The 15,336-nt window shown below is 44.7% G+C and carries 16 protein-coding genes; 10 read left to right on the top strand and 6 right to left on the bottom strand.

What is annotated here, in order from left to right; all coding sequences use genetic code 11:
* Positions 1-40: 40 nt before the first annotated feature.
* Genes coxB through GLV98_RS08675 form a run of 3 tightly spaced genes read left to right on the top strand, consistent with a single transcriptional unit; the run spans position 41 to position 3,240 of the window.
* Positions 41-739 (top strand): cytochrome c oxidase subunit II, encoded by a 699-nt coding sequence (coxB, locus tag GLV98_RS08685; RefSeq protein WP_160914057.1) that lies wholly within the window; start codon positions 41-43, stop codon positions 737-739.
* Positions 740-763: 24 nt separating this feature from the next.
* Complete coding sequence (gene ctaD / locus GLV98_RS08680) at positions 764-2,671, top strand: cytochrome c oxidase subunit I (RefSeq protein ID WP_160914055.1); 1,908 nt, start codon at positions 764-766, stop codon at positions 2,669-2,671.
* Positions 2,668-3,240, top strand: a complete 573-nt coding sequence (locus GLV98_RS08675) for a cytochrome c oxidase subunit 3 (protein WP_160914054.1) — start codon at positions 2,668-2,670, stop codon at positions 3,238-3,240. Before ctaD ends, GLV98_RS08675 begins: the two co-directional genes overlap by 4 nt.
* Positions 3,241-4,146: 906 nt before the next feature.
* Here GLV98_RS08675 and GLV98_RS08670 read toward each other — a convergent pair.
* Positions 4,147-4,863, bottom strand: coding sequence for a TIGR02206 family membrane protein (locus GLV98_RS08670; RefSeq protein WP_160914053.1), 717 nt, complete (start codon positions 4,861-4,863; stop codon positions 4,147-4,149).
* 73 nt (positions 4,864-4,936) lie between these two features.
* Here GLV98_RS08670 and GLV98_RS08665 point away from each other — a divergent pair, with 73 nt between their 5' ends.
* The 4 genes from GLV98_RS08665 to GLV98_RS08650 all read left to right on the top strand — a co-directional run bounded on the left by GLV98_RS08665 (position 4,937) and on the right by GLV98_RS08650 (position 8,205).
* Positions 4,937-5,155, top strand: coding sequence for a uracil-DNA glycosylase (locus tag GLV98_RS08665; protein ID WP_160914052.1), 219 nt, complete (start codon positions 4,937-4,939; stop codon positions 5,153-5,155).
* A gap of 126 nt (positions 5,156-5,281) precedes the next feature.
* Positions 5,282-6,625, top strand: a complete 1,344-nt coding sequence (locus GLV98_RS08660) for a sodium-dependent transporter (RefSeq protein ID WP_160914051.1) — start codon at positions 5,282-5,284, stop codon at positions 6,623-6,625.
* Positions 6,626-7,524: 899 nt separating this feature from the next.
* A complete protein-coding gene (locus tag GLV98_RS08655) occupies positions 7,525-7,824 on the top strand; it encodes a YwdI family protein (RefSeq protein WP_160914050.1) in 300 nt (99 codons plus the stop codon).
* Positions 7,825-7,836: 12 nt separating this feature from the next.
* The gene (locus GLV98_RS08650; protein ID WP_160914049.1) at positions 7,837-8,205 is read left to right on the top strand and encodes a DUF423 domain-containing protein; all 369 of its coding nucleotides are present in this window, start codon (positions 7,837-7,839) and stop codon (positions 8,203-8,205) included.
* A 3-nt stretch (positions 8,206-8,208) separates the two neighbouring features.
* On the opposite strand, the gene GLV98_RS08645 is transcribed toward GLV98_RS08650, so the two are convergent.
* The 4 genes from GLV98_RS08645 to hemQ all read right to left on the bottom strand — a co-directional run bounded on the left by GLV98_RS08645 (position 8,209) and on the right by hemQ (position 11,121).
* Positions 8,209-8,457: a hypothetical protein gene (locus tag GLV98_RS08645; protein ID WP_146817745.1), complete on the bottom strand. Its 249-nt coding sequence runs from the start codon at positions 8,455-8,457 to the stop codon at positions 8,209-8,211.
* An 89-nt stretch (positions 8,458-8,546) separates the two neighbouring features.
* Positions 8,547-9,038 (bottom strand): spore coat protein GerQ, encoded by a 492-nt coding sequence (gene gerQ / locus GLV98_RS08640; protein ID WP_394218570.1) that lies wholly within the window; start codon positions 9,036-9,038, stop codon positions 8,547-8,549.
* A gap of 43 nt (positions 9,039-9,081) precedes the next feature.
* On the bottom strand, positions 9,082-9,504 hold the full coding sequence (locus tag GLV98_RS08635; protein ID WP_160914048.1) for a cell wall hydrolase: 423 nt from the start codon (positions 9,502-9,504) through the stop codon (positions 9,082-9,084).
* Positions 9,505-10,383: 879 nt separating this feature from the next.
* A complete protein-coding gene (hemQ, locus tag GLV98_RS08630; protein ID WP_160914525.1) occupies positions 10,384-11,121 on the bottom strand; it encodes a hydrogen peroxide-dependent heme synthase in 738 nt (245 codons plus the stop codon).
* Between the two features lie 256 nt (positions 11,122-11,377).
* On the opposite strand from hemQ, the gene pta reads away from it, so the two are divergent.
* A complete protein-coding gene (gene pta, locus GLV98_RS08625) occupies positions 11,378-12,349 on the top strand; it encodes a phosphate acetyltransferase (RefSeq protein ID WP_160914047.1) in 972 nt (323 codons plus the stop codon).
* A gap of 85 nt (positions 12,350-12,434) precedes the next feature.
* Here pta and GLV98_RS08620 read toward each other — a convergent pair whose 3' ends face one another.
* On the bottom strand, positions 12,435-13,277 hold the full coding sequence (locus GLV98_RS08620; RefSeq protein WP_160914046.1) for a lipoate--protein ligase family protein: 843 nt from the start codon (positions 13,275-13,277) through the stop codon (positions 12,435-12,437).
* A gap of 234 nt (positions 13,278-13,511) precedes the next feature.
* Between GLV98_RS08620 and GLV98_RS08615 the strand changes: the two genes are divergently transcribed.
* Positions 13,512-14,807: an HD domain-containing protein gene (locus GLV98_RS08615; protein WP_160914045.1), complete on the top strand. Its 1,296-nt coding sequence runs from the start codon at positions 13,512-13,514 to the stop codon at positions 14,805-14,807.
* Between the two features lie 13 nt (positions 14,808-14,820).
* Positions 14,821-15,321 carry a YwgA family protein gene (locus GLV98_RS08610; protein ID WP_160914044.1) on the top strand — a complete coding sequence of 167 codons (501 nt, stop codon included), beginning with the start codon at positions 14,821-14,823 and terminating at the stop codon, positions 15,319-15,321.
* Positions 15,322-15,336: the final 15 nt, after the last annotated feature.

The raw sequence follows: 15,336 nt of genomic DNA, 5'->3' as shown, positions 1-15,336 counted from the left end.
ATAACTCTGGATATTCAACTGAGCGGGGAGGTAAGAGTGAGTGAAGAAACTATTCTGGCCCTTTGTTGTAATCGCTTTCTTGTCTGGGTGTCAAATGAGGGTACTGAACCCAAAAAGCGATACTGCAGATACATTGACGAATCTAATCTATCTGAGTTTCGGCATTATGATGCTGGTACTGATTGTCGTCTTCGTTTTGTTTGTCTATTTTCTTAGGAAATTCCGTGAAAGAAAGGGGACAAAATTTGATGTTCCAGCAGACGAAAAAGAAAACAAATGGCTGGAAATCACATGGACGGTCATTCCTATTTTATTACTTGCGATTTTAGCCGTTCCGACGGTAAAAGCTACATATGATTTAACCTCGAAAGTATCAGGTTCAGCTGAAGGATCTAAGGACAACGCCATGATCGTCGAAGTGGTAGGTCAGCAGTTTAATTGGAAATTCACTTATGAAAACGGGAAAGAATCCTATGATGAGCTTATTTTACCTGTAGATCAGGTAGTTGAATTCCGCCTGACCTCTAATGATGTCATCCATTCCTTCTGGGTTCCGAATTTATCAGGGAAAATTGATGTCCTGCCAGGTGAAGAGACAAGGTTATCGTTTGAGCCACGTGAAGAGGGGATGTATCAGGGGAAGTGTGCAGAGTTTTGCGGAGCGGAACATACGCTGATGAGGTTTGAAACGAAAGTGATCAGTCAGGAAGCTTTTGAGAGTTGGATGCAAGAAGAATAAACAAGAGGGGAAGGGGTGAATGGGATGAACGTACCTTTTGTAGGGCAAGTTCCTTCGGACATTGTTGTAGCCTGGATTGTATCTATTCTTTTGGGTATAGCCTTGATGTGGTGGATGACGACCAGAAAGAAATGGCCATTGATTTGGGAGTACATAACCACGACGGACAATCGGAAAATTGGAACGATGTACATTTTGCTTTCCATGGTTTTCTTTATCCGTGGAGGCATTGATGCCATGTTTATCCGGACCCAGCTCGCTATACCGGAAAATGATTTTTGGGTCTTCCAATCTCAAAAGTATAACGAGGTTTTTACGACGCACGGTACAGTGATGATTTTTTTCGTTTCCATGCCTTTGTTGATTGGTTTAATGAATATCGCTGTACCTCTTCAGTTGGGAGCCAATGATCTTGCATTTCCTTATTTGAATTCGATCAGCTTCTGGTTGTTTGTATCCGGCGGTGTTATATTCAATATGGCTTTTTTCTTTAATGCTGCCCCGAATGCCGGGTGGACGTCCTATGCGCCTCTAGCCACAGATACGTTCACTACAGGTCCTAATAACAACTACTACATATTCGGTCTCCAAGTGTCAGGATTGGGTACGATTTTTACAGCCATTAATATGATTGTCACCATCATCCGTCTCCGGGCTCCAGGGATGAAGATGACAAGGATGCCCTTATTCTCCTGGGCTACCCTCGTTACTTCTTTTCTTATCTTGATCGCTTTTCCAGTCTTGACGGTAGCCCTGTTGTTATTGATGTTCGACCGTATTTATGGCACGAGCTTCTTTCTTGGAGAATATGGAGATCCAGTGTATTGGCAGCACTTATTCTGGATTTTCGGGCACCCGGAAGTGTATATTTTGATTCTGCCTGCCTTCGGGATCTTTTCTGATGTCATTTCGACTTTTTCAAGAAAAAGAGTGTATGGATACACATCCATGGTGATTGCGATCGCACTAATCGGACTTCTAGGGTTTATGGTGTGGGCGCACCACATGTTTACGGTTGGACTTGGCGCCTTGGCCAATTCAATCTTTGCCATCACCACGATGTTAATTGCTGTTCCGACTGGGATCAAAGTATTCAACTGGCTGTTTACGATGCGAAAAGGGGTTGTCCGAATAACGACTCCTATGCTCTTTTCACTAGGGTTCATCCCTACATTTGTCATTGGAGGAGTAACAGGGGTTATGCTGGCCGTAGCAGCGGCTGACTACCAATATCATGATTCATATTTCGTTGTAGCCCATTTTCACTATACGATGATTGGTGGAACAATTCTGGGGGCATTTGCAGGCATTTACTATTGGTATCCGAAAATGACAGGGAAGATGCTTGATGAAAAATTGGGCAAATGGCATTTCTGGCTTTTCATCATCGGTTTTCATTTGACATTCATGCCCCAGCATTTTGCTGGTTTAAACGGGATGCCGCGCCGCGTCTACACCTACACGTGGGAAGATGGTGTTTTCCTATTGAATTTCGTCAGTACGATCGGAGCGTTTTTGATGGGGGCAAGTATGCTATTTGTCGCTTGGAATTTATATAAGACTCACCGTCTTACTGACCCTGTGGGTGCAGACCCGTGGGATGGGCGGACGCTGGAATGGACCGTCGGATCCCCGGCGCCTGAGCATCCTTTCCAAACGATTCCGAAAATAAATTCCATCGATGCGTACTGGTATAGCAAAGTAGAAAGAAAGAGGCTTCCAAAAGCCGAAGAGCCTAGACCTAGTCCAATCGCTATTCAAACAGTCGCTCCTGTCCTGCTCGCAGGTGTCTTGATCGTCATGAGTGTAGGGTTCATATACGGCTGGGTTTGGATTCAGGTGATGGGTGGCGTCGCTGCGCTAGGTTTCTTTATCTACCGTGTGTTCCATGATGAAAGGAAAGCTGTGTATCGAAAGGAGGAAGAGTCATGAAGCAGACGTCAGAGGTGTTATTCAATGACAAACGGCTTGGTTTCTTCCTCTACTTGGTCGTCGAAGCAATCATGTTTGCGACGTTGTTCGCCACCTATATCCTTTACACCCCATCACCAAGAGGGGCCGATCCAACAGAAGTGTACGAGCTGCGAACCGTCGTATTGACATCCATTTTCCTTCTTTCAAGCAGCGGTACCTTACTAATAGCGGAGAGTGGGTTAGAAAATTGGAACCGTTTAAAGATTTGGATCGGGCTCGGTACGACTTTCCTGCTCGGGAGCATTTTTATGGGATTGGAAGTTCATGAATTCTACAAGTACTGGAGCGAAGGCTACACCCTTACGATGAACAACTTCCTCGCTTCCTTTTATGTACTCGTTGGACTTCATGCCTCACACGTTGCATTTGGGCTGGTATGGATGATTCTTTTGATGGTCCAGTTCAAGCAGACGATGCCGAGAGCTTTATTCAAAGAAAAACACAAAATCTTCAACTATTACTGGCATTTCGTCGATGTCATCTGGGTGCTGATCATCCTCATCGTCTACGCACCCTACCTATTCTGATATCAAAACTATTTTTGGAAGACTCAGTTTCGAGGTGTTTGTTGGAGTTTAGGGGCTCCGGGAAACCGTTCGCTTTCCATGGGGCGGGCGGTGAGCCTCCTCAGGCTACGCCTTCCGGGGTCTCACCTGTCCCACACGTCCTTTTAGTTATCCGGTTCCCGCGCCTAGCGGCTAGTGAGACTTCCCTCGCTTCTGTACGATAAGTCAACATCGAATCGCTACGCTCTTCGTGTTTCCTTTATCTCCGCCAGCTCAGTCCAGTCCATACGCCGCTGACCAAGGCGCCTCCACACTTAAAAATAGGAGTCTCACCGTTTTCCTCCGCCCCTTTACCATATTAGTGTCTTGAAACCACATCCAGAATAATCAGCTTTTACCACAGTGAAAACAGAAGAAAAACTAACTCCCATGGTAGCTATTTCGGGTGCGTAAAGATTGCTATAGAGCTTTTCATGCATATAATACCAGGAAAGTGGAAGACAGTCTCCCTCGGTATAGGGGTTCGTTACCCCCATTCGAGTATGCGAGAAACGAACCCCTATAACAACAAGATGGGAGGTCTTCCAACTCCAACCCAATAACAGGAATAAAGTGCTCTGTACCAGGCTTTCACTCTCAGAATCATCACTGGAGAGTACTTTATATCATTCACTTCACTTAAGCTTGTAAGCGGAGTTGCCGAGAAGTGGTTTCGAGAAACAGATTTAGCCAAGGGGCGGAGGGGAATGGGAAGACTCCTGTGGGAAAAAAGTGCATGGTGAGACCCCACAGGAAGCAGTCCGAGGAGGCTCACCGCGCTCCCACGGAAAGCGACTCATTCCCCGTAGCCCCATCCACACAATAAATGTCTCGAAATCAAGTCTTACACAATCCTGCCATTATATTGAATAGTGGTGGGGGAGTCGTCTATCTAGTTTTCTTGATGAGCTTGTAAAGGAAATACATAAGGAAAAAAACGAAGAACGCTGTTAAGACTAGACTGATATAATACATGATACCTTCTCCCATCCAGTCCAGAGGGGTTCCTGCAATGGGTGGCCCGTTCAAGTACAAATAATTGGTTTGGAAGAAAGTATTGAAAATAAAGATGAACACACTGTAGATGATCAAATAGAAAAAAGTTTCAACCAAGTCTTTCCCTCTAATCGTGACTTTTGTCGATACAATCAAAAAGAGACTTGTCCAGGAGATGGCCATGTGATGCACAAAAAACTTCCAAAAGCGGAAGTGCTCATATCCATGAGGGATATCAGGGGTGACCAGGGCAATGGCTGCTGGCAGGATCCCAATGAAAAAAGTGATCTTAATTAGTTTTGGGTGGTAAGTAAGGAGTGCGACCACACCTAATAAAGAAGCGATCCCACATAAATGGAGGGGAAGGTGGCTCCCTTCCATCCAGAGACCGTGCATGATTGTCCAGGTTTGGTAGCTGATTTCAGATGAAATCAGCAAAAATAATAAACTGAAACGCACAAGGTTATGCAGGACAGTGGAATTTCTTAAGGTTTGATGCATCAAAAGGATTACTACAGAAACAACCAAATAAATGAAGAGCATCCATGTATGGCTGGTACCGAATGTAGTAAAGGTTTGGTCAATTTGTTCACTAAACCATGCTTCCATAATAGCCTCCTAGAGAACGGGCTTTAGCTGTGCTATGATTCTACCATATCATTTGCCAGGAGAGAGGGTCGATATGAAAAAGGTCAACTGCTTCCGTTGCAAGCATTTTCGTACAACTTGGAACCCAGCTTTTCCGAGAGCGTGCGAGGCATATGGCTTTAAAACGAAAGAGATGCCTTCTGCATACGTTTTGAAATCGACAGGCACAGAATGCTTGCAATTTGCTGAAAAGAATCAAAAAAAGATGAATAATCAAGCTGGAAACCCTTCCGTGATTGATTATCGACTGTAAATTAAATGAAATTTCAGAATATGTATTTACACTCGCTCATTCTATGGTATGCTGATGAATATTTCACTAAGCCGAATAAAAGAGAGCGGCTGAAAAAGATGAATGAGTGAGAGGAGTTGAGTGAGTATGGCGAGAGAACAGTGGGGGACGAAGCTGGGCTTTATGCTTGCCGCGATGGGATCAGCTGTCGGGCTCGGAAATATATGGAGATTCTCCTTCGTAGCAGGTAATAATGGTGGAGGCGCCTTTTTAATCTTGTATTTATTATTTGTACTCTTAATCGGTGTACCCCTGTTATTGACTGAAGTTAGTATTGGAAGGAAAGCAGCGAGCGACGTGGTCGGTTCATTCCAAAAACTTGCTCCTAAGACTCCCTGGTATTTGACGGGGTTCTTTGGTATTGCTAGTGCTTTCTTGATTTTAGGATTCTATGCTGTAGTAGCCGGATGGGCGATCTTTTATTTTTGGAATTATATCAATGGTTCATTCTTTACTTCGCCTGAGGTTGGTTATGAAGGGGCGTTTGGTCAATTTATCAGCCACTCCTGGCATCCGATTGCTTGGACGGCACTATTCATGATCCTAACCATTGTCATTGTATTGAGCGGTGTTAAGAAAGGGATTGAAGCGGCAAACAAGATTTTCATGCCATTGCTGGCTATCATTTTAATTGGTCTTGCGGTCTTCAGCCTTTCTTTGGATGGAGCTTCAGAAGGTTTGAAATTCTTATTCCAGCCGGACTGGACGGCGTTTAGCAATCCTTCCATTTATATAGCAGCCCTGGGGCAGGCCTTTTTCTCCTTGAGCCTTGGGATGGGAGCCATGCTGACATACGGCAGTTATTTGAAAAAAGAAAACAAGTTGCCGAGTGCAACCCTTGGCATCGGGATCATGGATACATTTTTCGCTATCATTTCAGGTGTTGTGATTTTCCCGGCAGTGTTTGCATTTGGGATTGATCCAAGTTCAGGCCCGCCTCTTGTATTTATAACACTTCCAAGTATTTTTGAGCAGATGCCATTTGGCGGAATCATCGGACTTGTGTTCTTCTTCGCCCTAATACTGGCATCCTTATCATCATCTGTATCTATACTGGAAGTACCGACCGCTTACTTTATGAGAGCTTTCGGCTGGACGCGTTTTGCTACAAGTGTGTTGGTAGGATCCATCATGTTTGTACTCGGAATTGGCGTTTCCCTTGGCTTTGGCTTATGGTCAGGCGTCACACCGATCGGAGACTTGAATATCCTTGACTCGATGGATTATATTGCCTCCAACATCCTGCTTCCACTTGGTGGTCTATCTATGGCCCTTCTTGTAGGCTGGTACTTTAAGAAGTCTGAAGCATTGGAAGCTACCGATATGAAAAATGGGCTGCTTGGCAACGTATGGTTCATAATCGTCAAGTTCATTGCCCCAGTCATGATCATTTTGATCTTCTTAAACCAAATCGGAGTCATCTCCCTATAAATTCAGAACCCAAGAACCTCGACCATTTCGTCGGGGTTCTTTTTTATAGTTCGATTTTTGACAGTTACATATTAAAGAATATGGCAGTCTTGTGTAAGACTAGATTTTGAGATGTTTCGGGGTTCGTTGCTTAGGATGAGCGTCAGGGGTGGCTGGGAAGCAACTCGCTTTCCTGTGGGGGAGCGCCGAGCTTCCTCGGACTACGTCCTGCGGGATCTCGCCTATCTCCTTCTCCCACGGGAGTCTCGCAGCTTCCCAACCACCCCATTTGAAGTAGGTGAGAAACGCCCCCACATACACAGTAGCAGCATCTTCCGAAACAACTGCTTTCTATTTGAAAAGGGCCCTATAGCAATCTTCAGAATATAAGTGTTGCTGTTTTAAGAGTGATTCCAACAACTTCTATTACGCTCGAAAGTTGCTTGTTTTGGGAGGAGTTTAGAGACGCTTATATGGTAAAGGGGCGGAGAGAAACGGTGAGACTCCTATTTTTAAGTGTGGAGGCGCCTTGGTCAGCGGCGTATGGACTGGACTGAGCTGGCGGAGATAAAGGAAACACGGTGAGCGTAGCGATTCGATGTTGACTTATCGTACAGAAGCGAGGGAAGTCTCACTAGCCGCTAGGCGCGGGAACCGGATAACTAAAAGGACGTGTGGGACAGGTGAGACCCCGGAAGGCGTAGCCTGAGGAGGCTCACCGCCCGCCCCTAAACTCCAACAAACATCTCGGAACTGAGTCTTCAAGAATAGGGAGCTTATCTGGAAGATTAATTAGAGGGATTTTGCGAGGTAACTTTTTAACATTTGATGAAACTGCAGGAGAGAGAAGGACAGGGGAAAGGGGAACGTGTTAAACTACGACAGAGAACCATCTTTTATGGAAAAGGAGAAAACGATCTATGGCAATCACCAACGAAACCGTCTTGAAAAAGATGTCCAGTGAGATACAGGAAGCGATGCTGCAGCATGGGAATGAGCAAAAAGTGAGGGAGCATGTGCGCTCTGTGAAATTACTTGCTGACTTACTGTTAGAGGATGAGACAAGTACCCAACGTTCGCCGGCGGCCGTTCAGGAACCCACCGTCGAAGAAATCCGCAAGATGATGGGAGCAGGCAACCCTGAGCCCGTCCAAAAAGAGAACAAAGAAACAAAAATCGACCATGATGAGGCCAATGGGTCTTCCATTTTCGATTTTTAAGGGGGAAAAGAAATGAAGCTTTTATTAATTTTAGCCGTCATTAATGGATTTTTAGCCGTTGCTTTAGGTGCCTTCGGTGCGCATGGGCTTGAAGGGAAAGTCTCCGAGAAAGGACTGGATCAATGGGGGAAAGCCGTTGATTATCAAATGTTCCATACGATGGCTTTATTCGTCACTGCTCTATTGATGAGCAAAATCCAGACCGGTGTCATGACAGGTGCAGGCTGGTTCTTCTTCATAGGCATCCTGCTTTTTTCAGGAAGTCTTTATATCTATGCTACGTCTGGAATCAAAATGTTTGCTATGATTACTCCGCTTGGAGGTCTGTCATTTTTGATCGGCTGGATTTTGCTGGGCTATGCTGTCGTTAAATATATTTAATTACTAAAAGTAAAGGATCGTTGTGAAAAATAGCAGAATGACCGCTCTCAATAGTTGAATGATAGCATTTACTTTTTGCTGACGTTTCATCTCGAGCATACCTTCCAGGGCAAAGCTCCCTGCTAGAACATAGAACATGAGTAAGATGATCCATTGGTGTTCGAGTTGGAATAAACCGACCACGGCAAGAACTACAGCTAACAAAAGGGCACCTAACTGGGCTCTTTGGTAACTCTCATATGGAGGTCGCATCTGCACACCCTTTTCTTTTGGCATTCAGCCAGTAATTTTGAATATGGAAATGAAAAACTCGCTACCGAAATAGCGAGTTTTTTGCTTCATTAACGGGGTTGATAGTTGGTCATTCCTTGACCGGTGCCAAATGGGTAGTTATAGTTGATTTCCTCGTCGAATGTAATGTAATCAAGATAGACCATTAAGAGTAAATAACGTTTCCCTGTTTGAGGATCACTGAGAATGATGTGGTCTCTTCCTGCGGCTTCAACGATTCCTTTGAAAACTTTAGCGTTCCACTGGTCGTTGTTTTCAAAAGTCATATACACCGTGGCAGTCTTTCCGGCATTCAAGCGTAAGATGTTTTCAATGTATGATTCTTCGGAAGGTAACATATTCGGAGGGTTGACTCCTTTTGATTGCCCTTGCTGCATTTGTGGAACTTGTAAACCGCCTTGCTGCATTTGCGGCGGCAGCACTCCTTGGTGCATCTGTGCACTTGGATAGTATTGCATATACGGGTTTTGGCCGTAATACGGGGAGGATTGGCCGCCATACATTGGCTGTCCTTGACCTTGCCCCTGACCCTGTCCGCCCATTTGCGGTTTCTTTTGTGCCAATTGAATCACTCCTTAATTGGAATTAATAAACACTAGGACAGTCAGACCGAATCGGAGAATAGAAGCAGTGGGATTTGAACCTGCCCGTATTCCATTGGCCGAACCACTGAGCTGGACAGTCTCCAGAAGGCTTGAAAAACCAAAGTGAATTCGTGGCAGGGTGGAACCGCTCACCGTTGATCGTCCTTCTTGCAAGCCGTTTGTCTTTTTCCCGTGCCCTTTGGTAGAAGTATCCCTTTTGAGTAGCCTCAAAGCCGCCGGGACTCTGGAACACCATCTTACGAATCGTATCGATCTCCGTGAAATCGATGCAATCCCCTCGCACACGGTTGACTCCTGTATTTCCGACCATAAGCATGCCTAGTTTACCTTCTCCTTCAGCCTCTGCTCTCATGAGTCTTGCTAATAATTTGACATCAGCCTGATTGAAGGGGACAACAGCCATGCGGTCACCTCACTTTAATAAAGGCATGATTGCATGTTCTTTAACACTATATGTTGGACGCCCATGGAGATATGATTAAAAATATTTTCTGATGGACAACAAAAAAGGACCTTCCAAGAATGGATGGTCCTTTTGCTGTTCTTCAACAATATGGCAGGATTGTGGAAGACTCGATTTCGAGATGTTTCGGGGTTCGTTTCTTGGGATGAGCGTCAGGGGTGGCTGGGAAGCTACTCGTCCAGCTCCATCGCCCAGACACTCGCGTCATAAGCAGAACAGCAAAGGAATGAAAAGGCACATTCCGTTGCTGTTCTGCTTATGCCAGTCGTGTCTACCAGGGCGATTCCACATTTGAACACTTTCCTGTGGGGGAGTGGTGAGCTTCCTCGGACTACGTCCTGCGGGATCTCACCTATCTCCTTTCTCCCACGGGAGTCTCGCAGCTTCCCAGCCACCCCATGCATTGTATGCGGGTAACGAACCCCTACACAGGGGGAGACTGTCTTCCACTTTCCTAGTATTATATGCATAAAACGCTCTATATCAAGCTTTACGCACCTAAAATAGCCTCCGTGGGGATTAGTTTTTCTTCTATTTTCACTGAGTTAAAACTGCTTATTCTGGATATGGTTTCGAGACACTTATATGGTAAAGGGGCGGAGGGAAACGGTGAGACTCCTATGGGACGTGTGGGACAGGTGAGACCCCGGAAGGCGTAGCCTGAGGAGGCTCACCGCCCGCCCCATGGAAAGCGAACCGTTTACCGCAGCCCCCATCCACTCAACAAAAGTCTCGAAACTGAGTCTTCAAGAATAGGGAGCGTTAGTGGAGGATATTGGGTATAAAAAAAGCTGCCAGATCATCTGGCAGCTTTCTTCTTTATACTTTTAAAAACTGTTCGACAGCGTCTGGCTTGAGAATGTTTCCGATATAGAAAGATCCGAAATCGCCATAACGGGAAGTCACTTCGTCAAAGCGCATCTCATACACGAGCTTCTTGAAATTAAGAACATCATGAGCAAATAGTGTAACGCCCCATTCCCAGTCATCAAGACCGATGGATCCGGTAATGATCTGGCGGATTTTGCCGGCGTATTGACGGCCTGTCATCCCGTGGGCATACATAAGTTTGGCACGTTCATCTTTTTCAAGGACATACCAGTTGTCATTCCCCTGACGGCGCTTATCCATCGGGTAGAAACAAATATGGTTCCATTTCGGAAGGGTAGGGCGCAGGCGTGCCTGAATTTCAGGGTCGTCCTCGTTGGCACTTCCCATGTAATTGGAAAGCTCTACGACAGAAACATACGAATAAGATGGCTTCGTGAATTCTGCCAGTTTGGATTTATTGAAGGCTGTTTCAATTTCGTTCAGCTCTTCCATTGTCGGACGTAGAATCATCATCATCAAATCTGCTTTTTGACCGACAATTGTATATAAAGCATGACTACCTTCTTTGTTGCGTTCTGTTTCTTCCCATTGACCGATCAATTCTTTAAATTCATTGATCGCTTCTTCACGGTCTTCGGTTGATGCATACTTCCATGCTGTCCAGTCGACAGAACGAAAATCATGCAGACAATACCAGCCGTCCATGGTAACTACTGCTTCTGGCATGGGATCGATCGCTCCTTTTACATTGAAGTATTGTACTAATAAAACATCCTCCATAAATATAACACATTTACATTTGGATAGATAACGATGCGGGTATGACAAAAGAGTGAACAGTTCGGGAAGTATCAACAGTAGAGAAATAGGGTAAAGTTATAAAATGAAATCGCTTCAAACGGAAAACTTGATTCGAACCACTTTCATTTGAACACAAAAGGTCTTATCATGTATAACAGAATGAAAAAATGGAGGGTTAATCATGAGTAACCTATTTGATACCTTGAAGTCTAAAATTGATGGAAAAGGCAAGAAAGTCGTCTTTCCAGAAGCATTAGATGAAAGAATCTTAACAGCAGTGAGTCAATTGGGTGCTGACGGAATGTTGACACCTGTATTAGTCGGTAATAAAGAAAAAGTAGAACAGAAAGCATCTGAATTGAATGTGGATATTTCCGCTGCCGAAATTCTTGATCCTGCAAACTACGATGAGTTCGATGAAATGGTCGCAAACTTTGTGGAGCGCCGTAAGGGAAAAGCGACAGAAGAAAAAGCACGTGAAATCCTGCAAGGTGGAAACTACTTCGGTACCATGCTTGTTTACATGGGCAAAGCAGATGGACTTGTCAGTGGTGCCGCTCACTCTACAGCGGATACCGTACGTCCAGCTCTTCAAATCATTAAAACGAAGCCGGGCATCAAGAAAACTTCCGGCGTATTCATCATGGTCCGTGATGAAGAGAAATATGTATTTGCTGACTGTGCGATCAACATCAATCCTGACAGCCAGGACTTAGCAGAGATCGCTTTGGCAAGTGCAGAAACAGCCAAGCTGTTCGACATCCACCCAAAAGTTGCTATGTTAAGCTTCTCTACGAAGGGGTCTGCCCAGTCTCCTGAAACAGAAAAAGTGACACAAGCACTTGAGATTGCCAAAGAACAAAACAAAGATTTATTAATTGATGGCGAATTCCAATTCGATGCAGCTTTCGTTCCATCTGTAGCCGAGAAAAAGGCGCCGGATTCCCCACTAATGGGTGAAGCGAACACATTCGTATTCCCAAGCCTTGAAGCAGGAAATATCGGATATAAAATTGCCCAGCGCCTGGGTAACTTTGACGCCGTTGGTCCGATCCTGCAAGGTTTGAACCAGCCGGTAAACGATCTATCCCGCGGCTGTAACTCTGATGACGTGTACAAGCTCGCCATCATTACTGCTGCTCAAGCTCTATAAGAAGGAAGGGAAAAAGCTCGCGGACAACGTCCAACGAGCTTTTTTACTCAAACCCGGAGGAGAAATAAAAAAGCGCTCGACACCTTCATTTCAGGTTGTCGAGCGCTTTTTCGTTTCGTTTGATCATTTGTTCAAAACGTTTATGAAACCAGTCGATTTCATCCCCTTCTAAAGCATGGGTGACAAGGTGACCGGAAAGTTCATGTAATTTCATCAAGATACGGTCACGCACGTCAGCAACGCTTAGAGTCGTGCCCAGTAACTCATTCAAAGACGCCATCACGCTCGGGTCGATATCAGGGTAGCTGAAGCGGGTCTCTTCGTCGCGCTTGCCTAGTTCATAAAACCGCTTCAGAAGAGCCGCACGTTCTGCGCCGCTGCCACTTACATCAAGATAGATCTGGACTGCGGAACCGTTTTTGACCCGGCGTTGGGAGATGCCGGCGAATTTTTTGCCATGGATACTCAAATCATAGGTTCCTGGACAATAGGATTGGGTGATTTCATAGGCTTCAATTTCATTGGTCAAATCGGAAAAGAGGTGGCGTATAAACGAAACCATCGCCTCATAGCCGTCATGGATATTTACCTGTTTAGAATCAGGGAAGATGAGGGAAAGGTTCAAAACACCGTCATCCAACACGACGGCGAGACCACCGGAATTTCGGACAATCACATCATAACCGTTCGACTTCAAATGTTGGATGGCTTCTTTTATATAAGGAAGGCGGGCATCTGGAATTCCAAGTACGATCGTATCGTGGTGGACCCACAATCTTGCTGTTGCCGGGCTCATACGTTCACCCACACTTATAGATAACGCATCGTCCATAGCAAAAGACTGTAAAGCCGAAAATCCGGGGCCTAAATTGCTTTGGTCGATGAAGCGGTACATATCTGGTTTTAATAATGGATGTAGTTCACTCATAGCATTCGTTCTCCTTTTCGAGTAGCAACGTCCATTATACCAAAAGTCGCCTCTTGCATGAATGGATGATCGAATGTAGAATTCTCTGATGGATAAAAAATTCATATCGAAAGTTAGAGCGCTTATAGACAGGTCTCCCGATGAACACCTGTCAATTTCTGTCTGTCAAGATGTTTTTTTGTCGGAATTTAAGGTATATAATAGATAAAAATGTCGTGTAGAAAGGACAAACTGATGGCCTATCGTGATGAGAAGTTAAGTGAAGAAAAGGTTTTTAAAGACCCCGTACATCGTTATGTCCACGTTCGAGAACGGGTGATTTGGGATTTGATTGGGACGGCCGAATTTCAGAGGCTCCGTAGAATCAAACAGCTCGGCACATCTTATTTGACGTTCCATGGAGCTGAACACAGCCGTTTTAACCACTCTTTAGGTGTTTATGAAATCGTGAGAAGGATCATCGAGAATTTCAAAGACCGTCCGAACTGGAATCAGGAGGAGCGTTTGCTTTGTCTGTGTGCTGCTCTTTTGCATGATCTTGGGCATGGACCTTTTTCGCATTCCTTTGAAAAAGTGTACAAGCTTGATCATGAAGATTTCACCCAGGCGATTTTACTTGGGGATACGGAAGTGAACAAAGTTCTAAGTAAAGTTGAAAAAGGTTTTCCTAAGAAAGTAGCGGACGTCATCAACAAGACGTACGAAAACAAGCTGGTCGTGAGTTTGATTTCCAGCCAAATTGATGCGGACCGAATGGATTACTTGCAGCGGGATGCTTACTTTACAGGGGTCAGCTATGGTCATTTTGACATGGAACGGATTCTTCGAGTCATGCGGCCGATGGAAGATCAGGTCGTCGTCAAAGAGAGTGGCATGCATGCCGTTGAAGATTATATTATGAGTCGCTATCAAATGTACTGGCAGGTGTATTTCCACCCTGTAACGAGAAGTGCGGAAGTCATCTTAACTAAAATTCTCCATCGTGCAAAGGAACTGCACGAAGAAGGATACAGTTTCAAGTTGGAGCCGGTGCACTTCCTATCCTTCTTTGCTGGTGAGCCTTCACTTGAAGAATATTTAGCGCTGGATGAGGCGGTCGTCCTCTATTATTTCCAGACGTGGATGAAAGAAGAAGATGCGGTATTGAGTGATTTATGCCAACGTTTCGTGAACCGTAAACTTTTCAAATATATTGAGTTCAATCCGAATTCCCAGATGAATGAATGGATGGAACTATATAAATTGTTCACTAAAGCCGGTTTGAACCCTGATTATTATTTAGTCGTCGACTCCAGTTCAGATCTGCCTTATGATTTTTATCGTCCAGGAGAAGAAGGAGAGAGATTGCCGATTCACCTTCTGCAGCCAAATGACGAGTTGAAGGAACTGTCGAGGCTTTCTGATATTGTCGAATCGATTTCGGGTAAAAAACGGACGGATCATAAATTGTACATTCCTCTTGATCGTCTCGAGGAAATGTCAAATCGAAGTAAAACGAAGAAGCGGATTATGGAAATTTTGTTTGGATAAGGAGTGAACCTCCATGTTGGAGAATCATGCGAAGTTGATGCAGTTTTTCTCAAGCACCGAAGAAATTGTTGGACGAAAGAAGTTGCAGAAGATGATTTACATACTGAAAAAGTGTGAAATCCCTTTTGAAGAGCGTTACCAGTTTCACTTTTATGGCCCCTATTCAGAAGAACTGACACTGAGAGTCGAGGAAATGTGTAACCTTGGTTTTATTAGTGAAACGAAAGAAGAAAAGAAGAATTATTACCAGTACCGGTACCAATTGACCGATAGCGGCAGAAATTTTCTGACCCACTATGAGATGGACCTGCCTCCATTGAATGTCCACATCGAAGAAATGAATGGACGCAGTTCGCGTTTCCTTGAGCTCGTTTCTACGATGCTTTTCTTCGAGCATCTACCGAAAGAAGAAATTACTGAAAAAGTGTTCACAGTAAAAAGTGCTCAAAATTACACACAAGAAGATATTGATGAAGGATGGAAATTCATTGAATATTTGCGTTCCATTCATTAAGATGAAATTAGGTGT

Source organism: Halobacillus litoralis, assembly GCF_009856415.1.
In the GTDB taxonomy this organism is placed as follows: Bacteria; Bacillota; Bacilli; order Bacillales; family Halobacillaceae; genus Halobacillus; species Halobacillus litoralis_C.
Note: the sequence above shows the minus strand (reverse complement) of the source record. Positions and strands in the feature narration are given on the sequence as shown.

Bases quoted from the DNA above. Each gene is read 5' to 3' on its own strand.
- ctaD (WP_160914055.1), top strand. From the start codon at position 764: ATGAACGTACCTTTTGTAGGGCAAGTTCCTTCGGACATTGTTGTAGCC.
- GLV98_RS08675 (WP_160914054.1), top strand. From the start codon at position 2,668: ATGAAGCAGACGTCAGAGGTGTTATTCAATGACAAACGGCTTGGTTTC.
- GLV98_RS08670 (WP_160914053.1), bottom strand. From the start codon at position 4,863: ATGGAAGCATGGTTTAGTGAACAAATTGACCAAACCTTTACTACATTC.
- GLV98_RS08665 (WP_160914052.1), top strand. From the start codon at position 4,937: ATGAAAAAGGTCAACTGCTTCCGTTGCAAGCATTTTCGTACAACTTGG.
- GLV98_RS08660 (WP_160914051.1), top strand. From the start codon at position 5,282: ATGGCGAGAGAACAGTGGGGGACGAAGCTGGGCTTTATGCTTGCCGCG.
- GLV98_RS08655 (WP_160914050.1), top strand. From the start codon at position 7,525: ATGGCAATCACCAACGAAACCGTCTTGAAAAAGATGTCCAGTGAGATA.
- GLV98_RS08650 (WP_160914049.1), top strand. From the start codon at position 7,837: ATGAAGCTTTTATTAATTTTAGCCGTCATTAATGGATTTTTAGCCGTT.
- GLV98_RS08645 (WP_146817745.1), bottom strand. From the start codon at position 8,457: ATGCGACCTCCATATGAGAGTTACCAAAGAGCCCAGTTAGGTGCCCTT.
- gerQ (WP_394218570.1), bottom strand. From the start codon at position 9,038: ATGGGCGGACAGGGTCAGGGGCAAGGTCAAGGACAGCCAATGTATGGC.
- GLV98_RS08635 (WP_160914048.1), bottom strand. From the start codon at position 9,504: ATGGCTGTTGTCCCCTTCAATCAGGCTGATGTCAAATTATTAGCAAGA.
- hemQ (WP_160914525.1), bottom strand. From the start codon at position 11,121: ATGCCAGAAGCAGTAGTTACCATGGACGGCTGGTATTGTCTGCATGAT.
- pta (WP_160914047.1), top strand. From the start codon at position 11,378: ATGAGTAACCTATTTGATACCTTGAAGTCTAAAATTGATGGAAAAGGC.
- GLV98_RS08620 (WP_160914046.1), bottom strand. From the start codon at position 13,277: ATGAGTGAACTACATCCATTATTAAAACCAGATATGTACCGCTTCATC.
- GLV98_RS08615 (WP_160914045.1), top strand. From the start codon at position 13,512: ATGGCCTATCGTGATGAGAAGTTAAGTGAAGAAAAGGTTTTTAAAGAC.
- GLV98_RS08610 (WP_160914044.1), top strand. From the start codon at position 14,821: ATGTTGGAGAATCATGCGAAGTTGATGCAGTTTTTCTCAAGCACCGAA.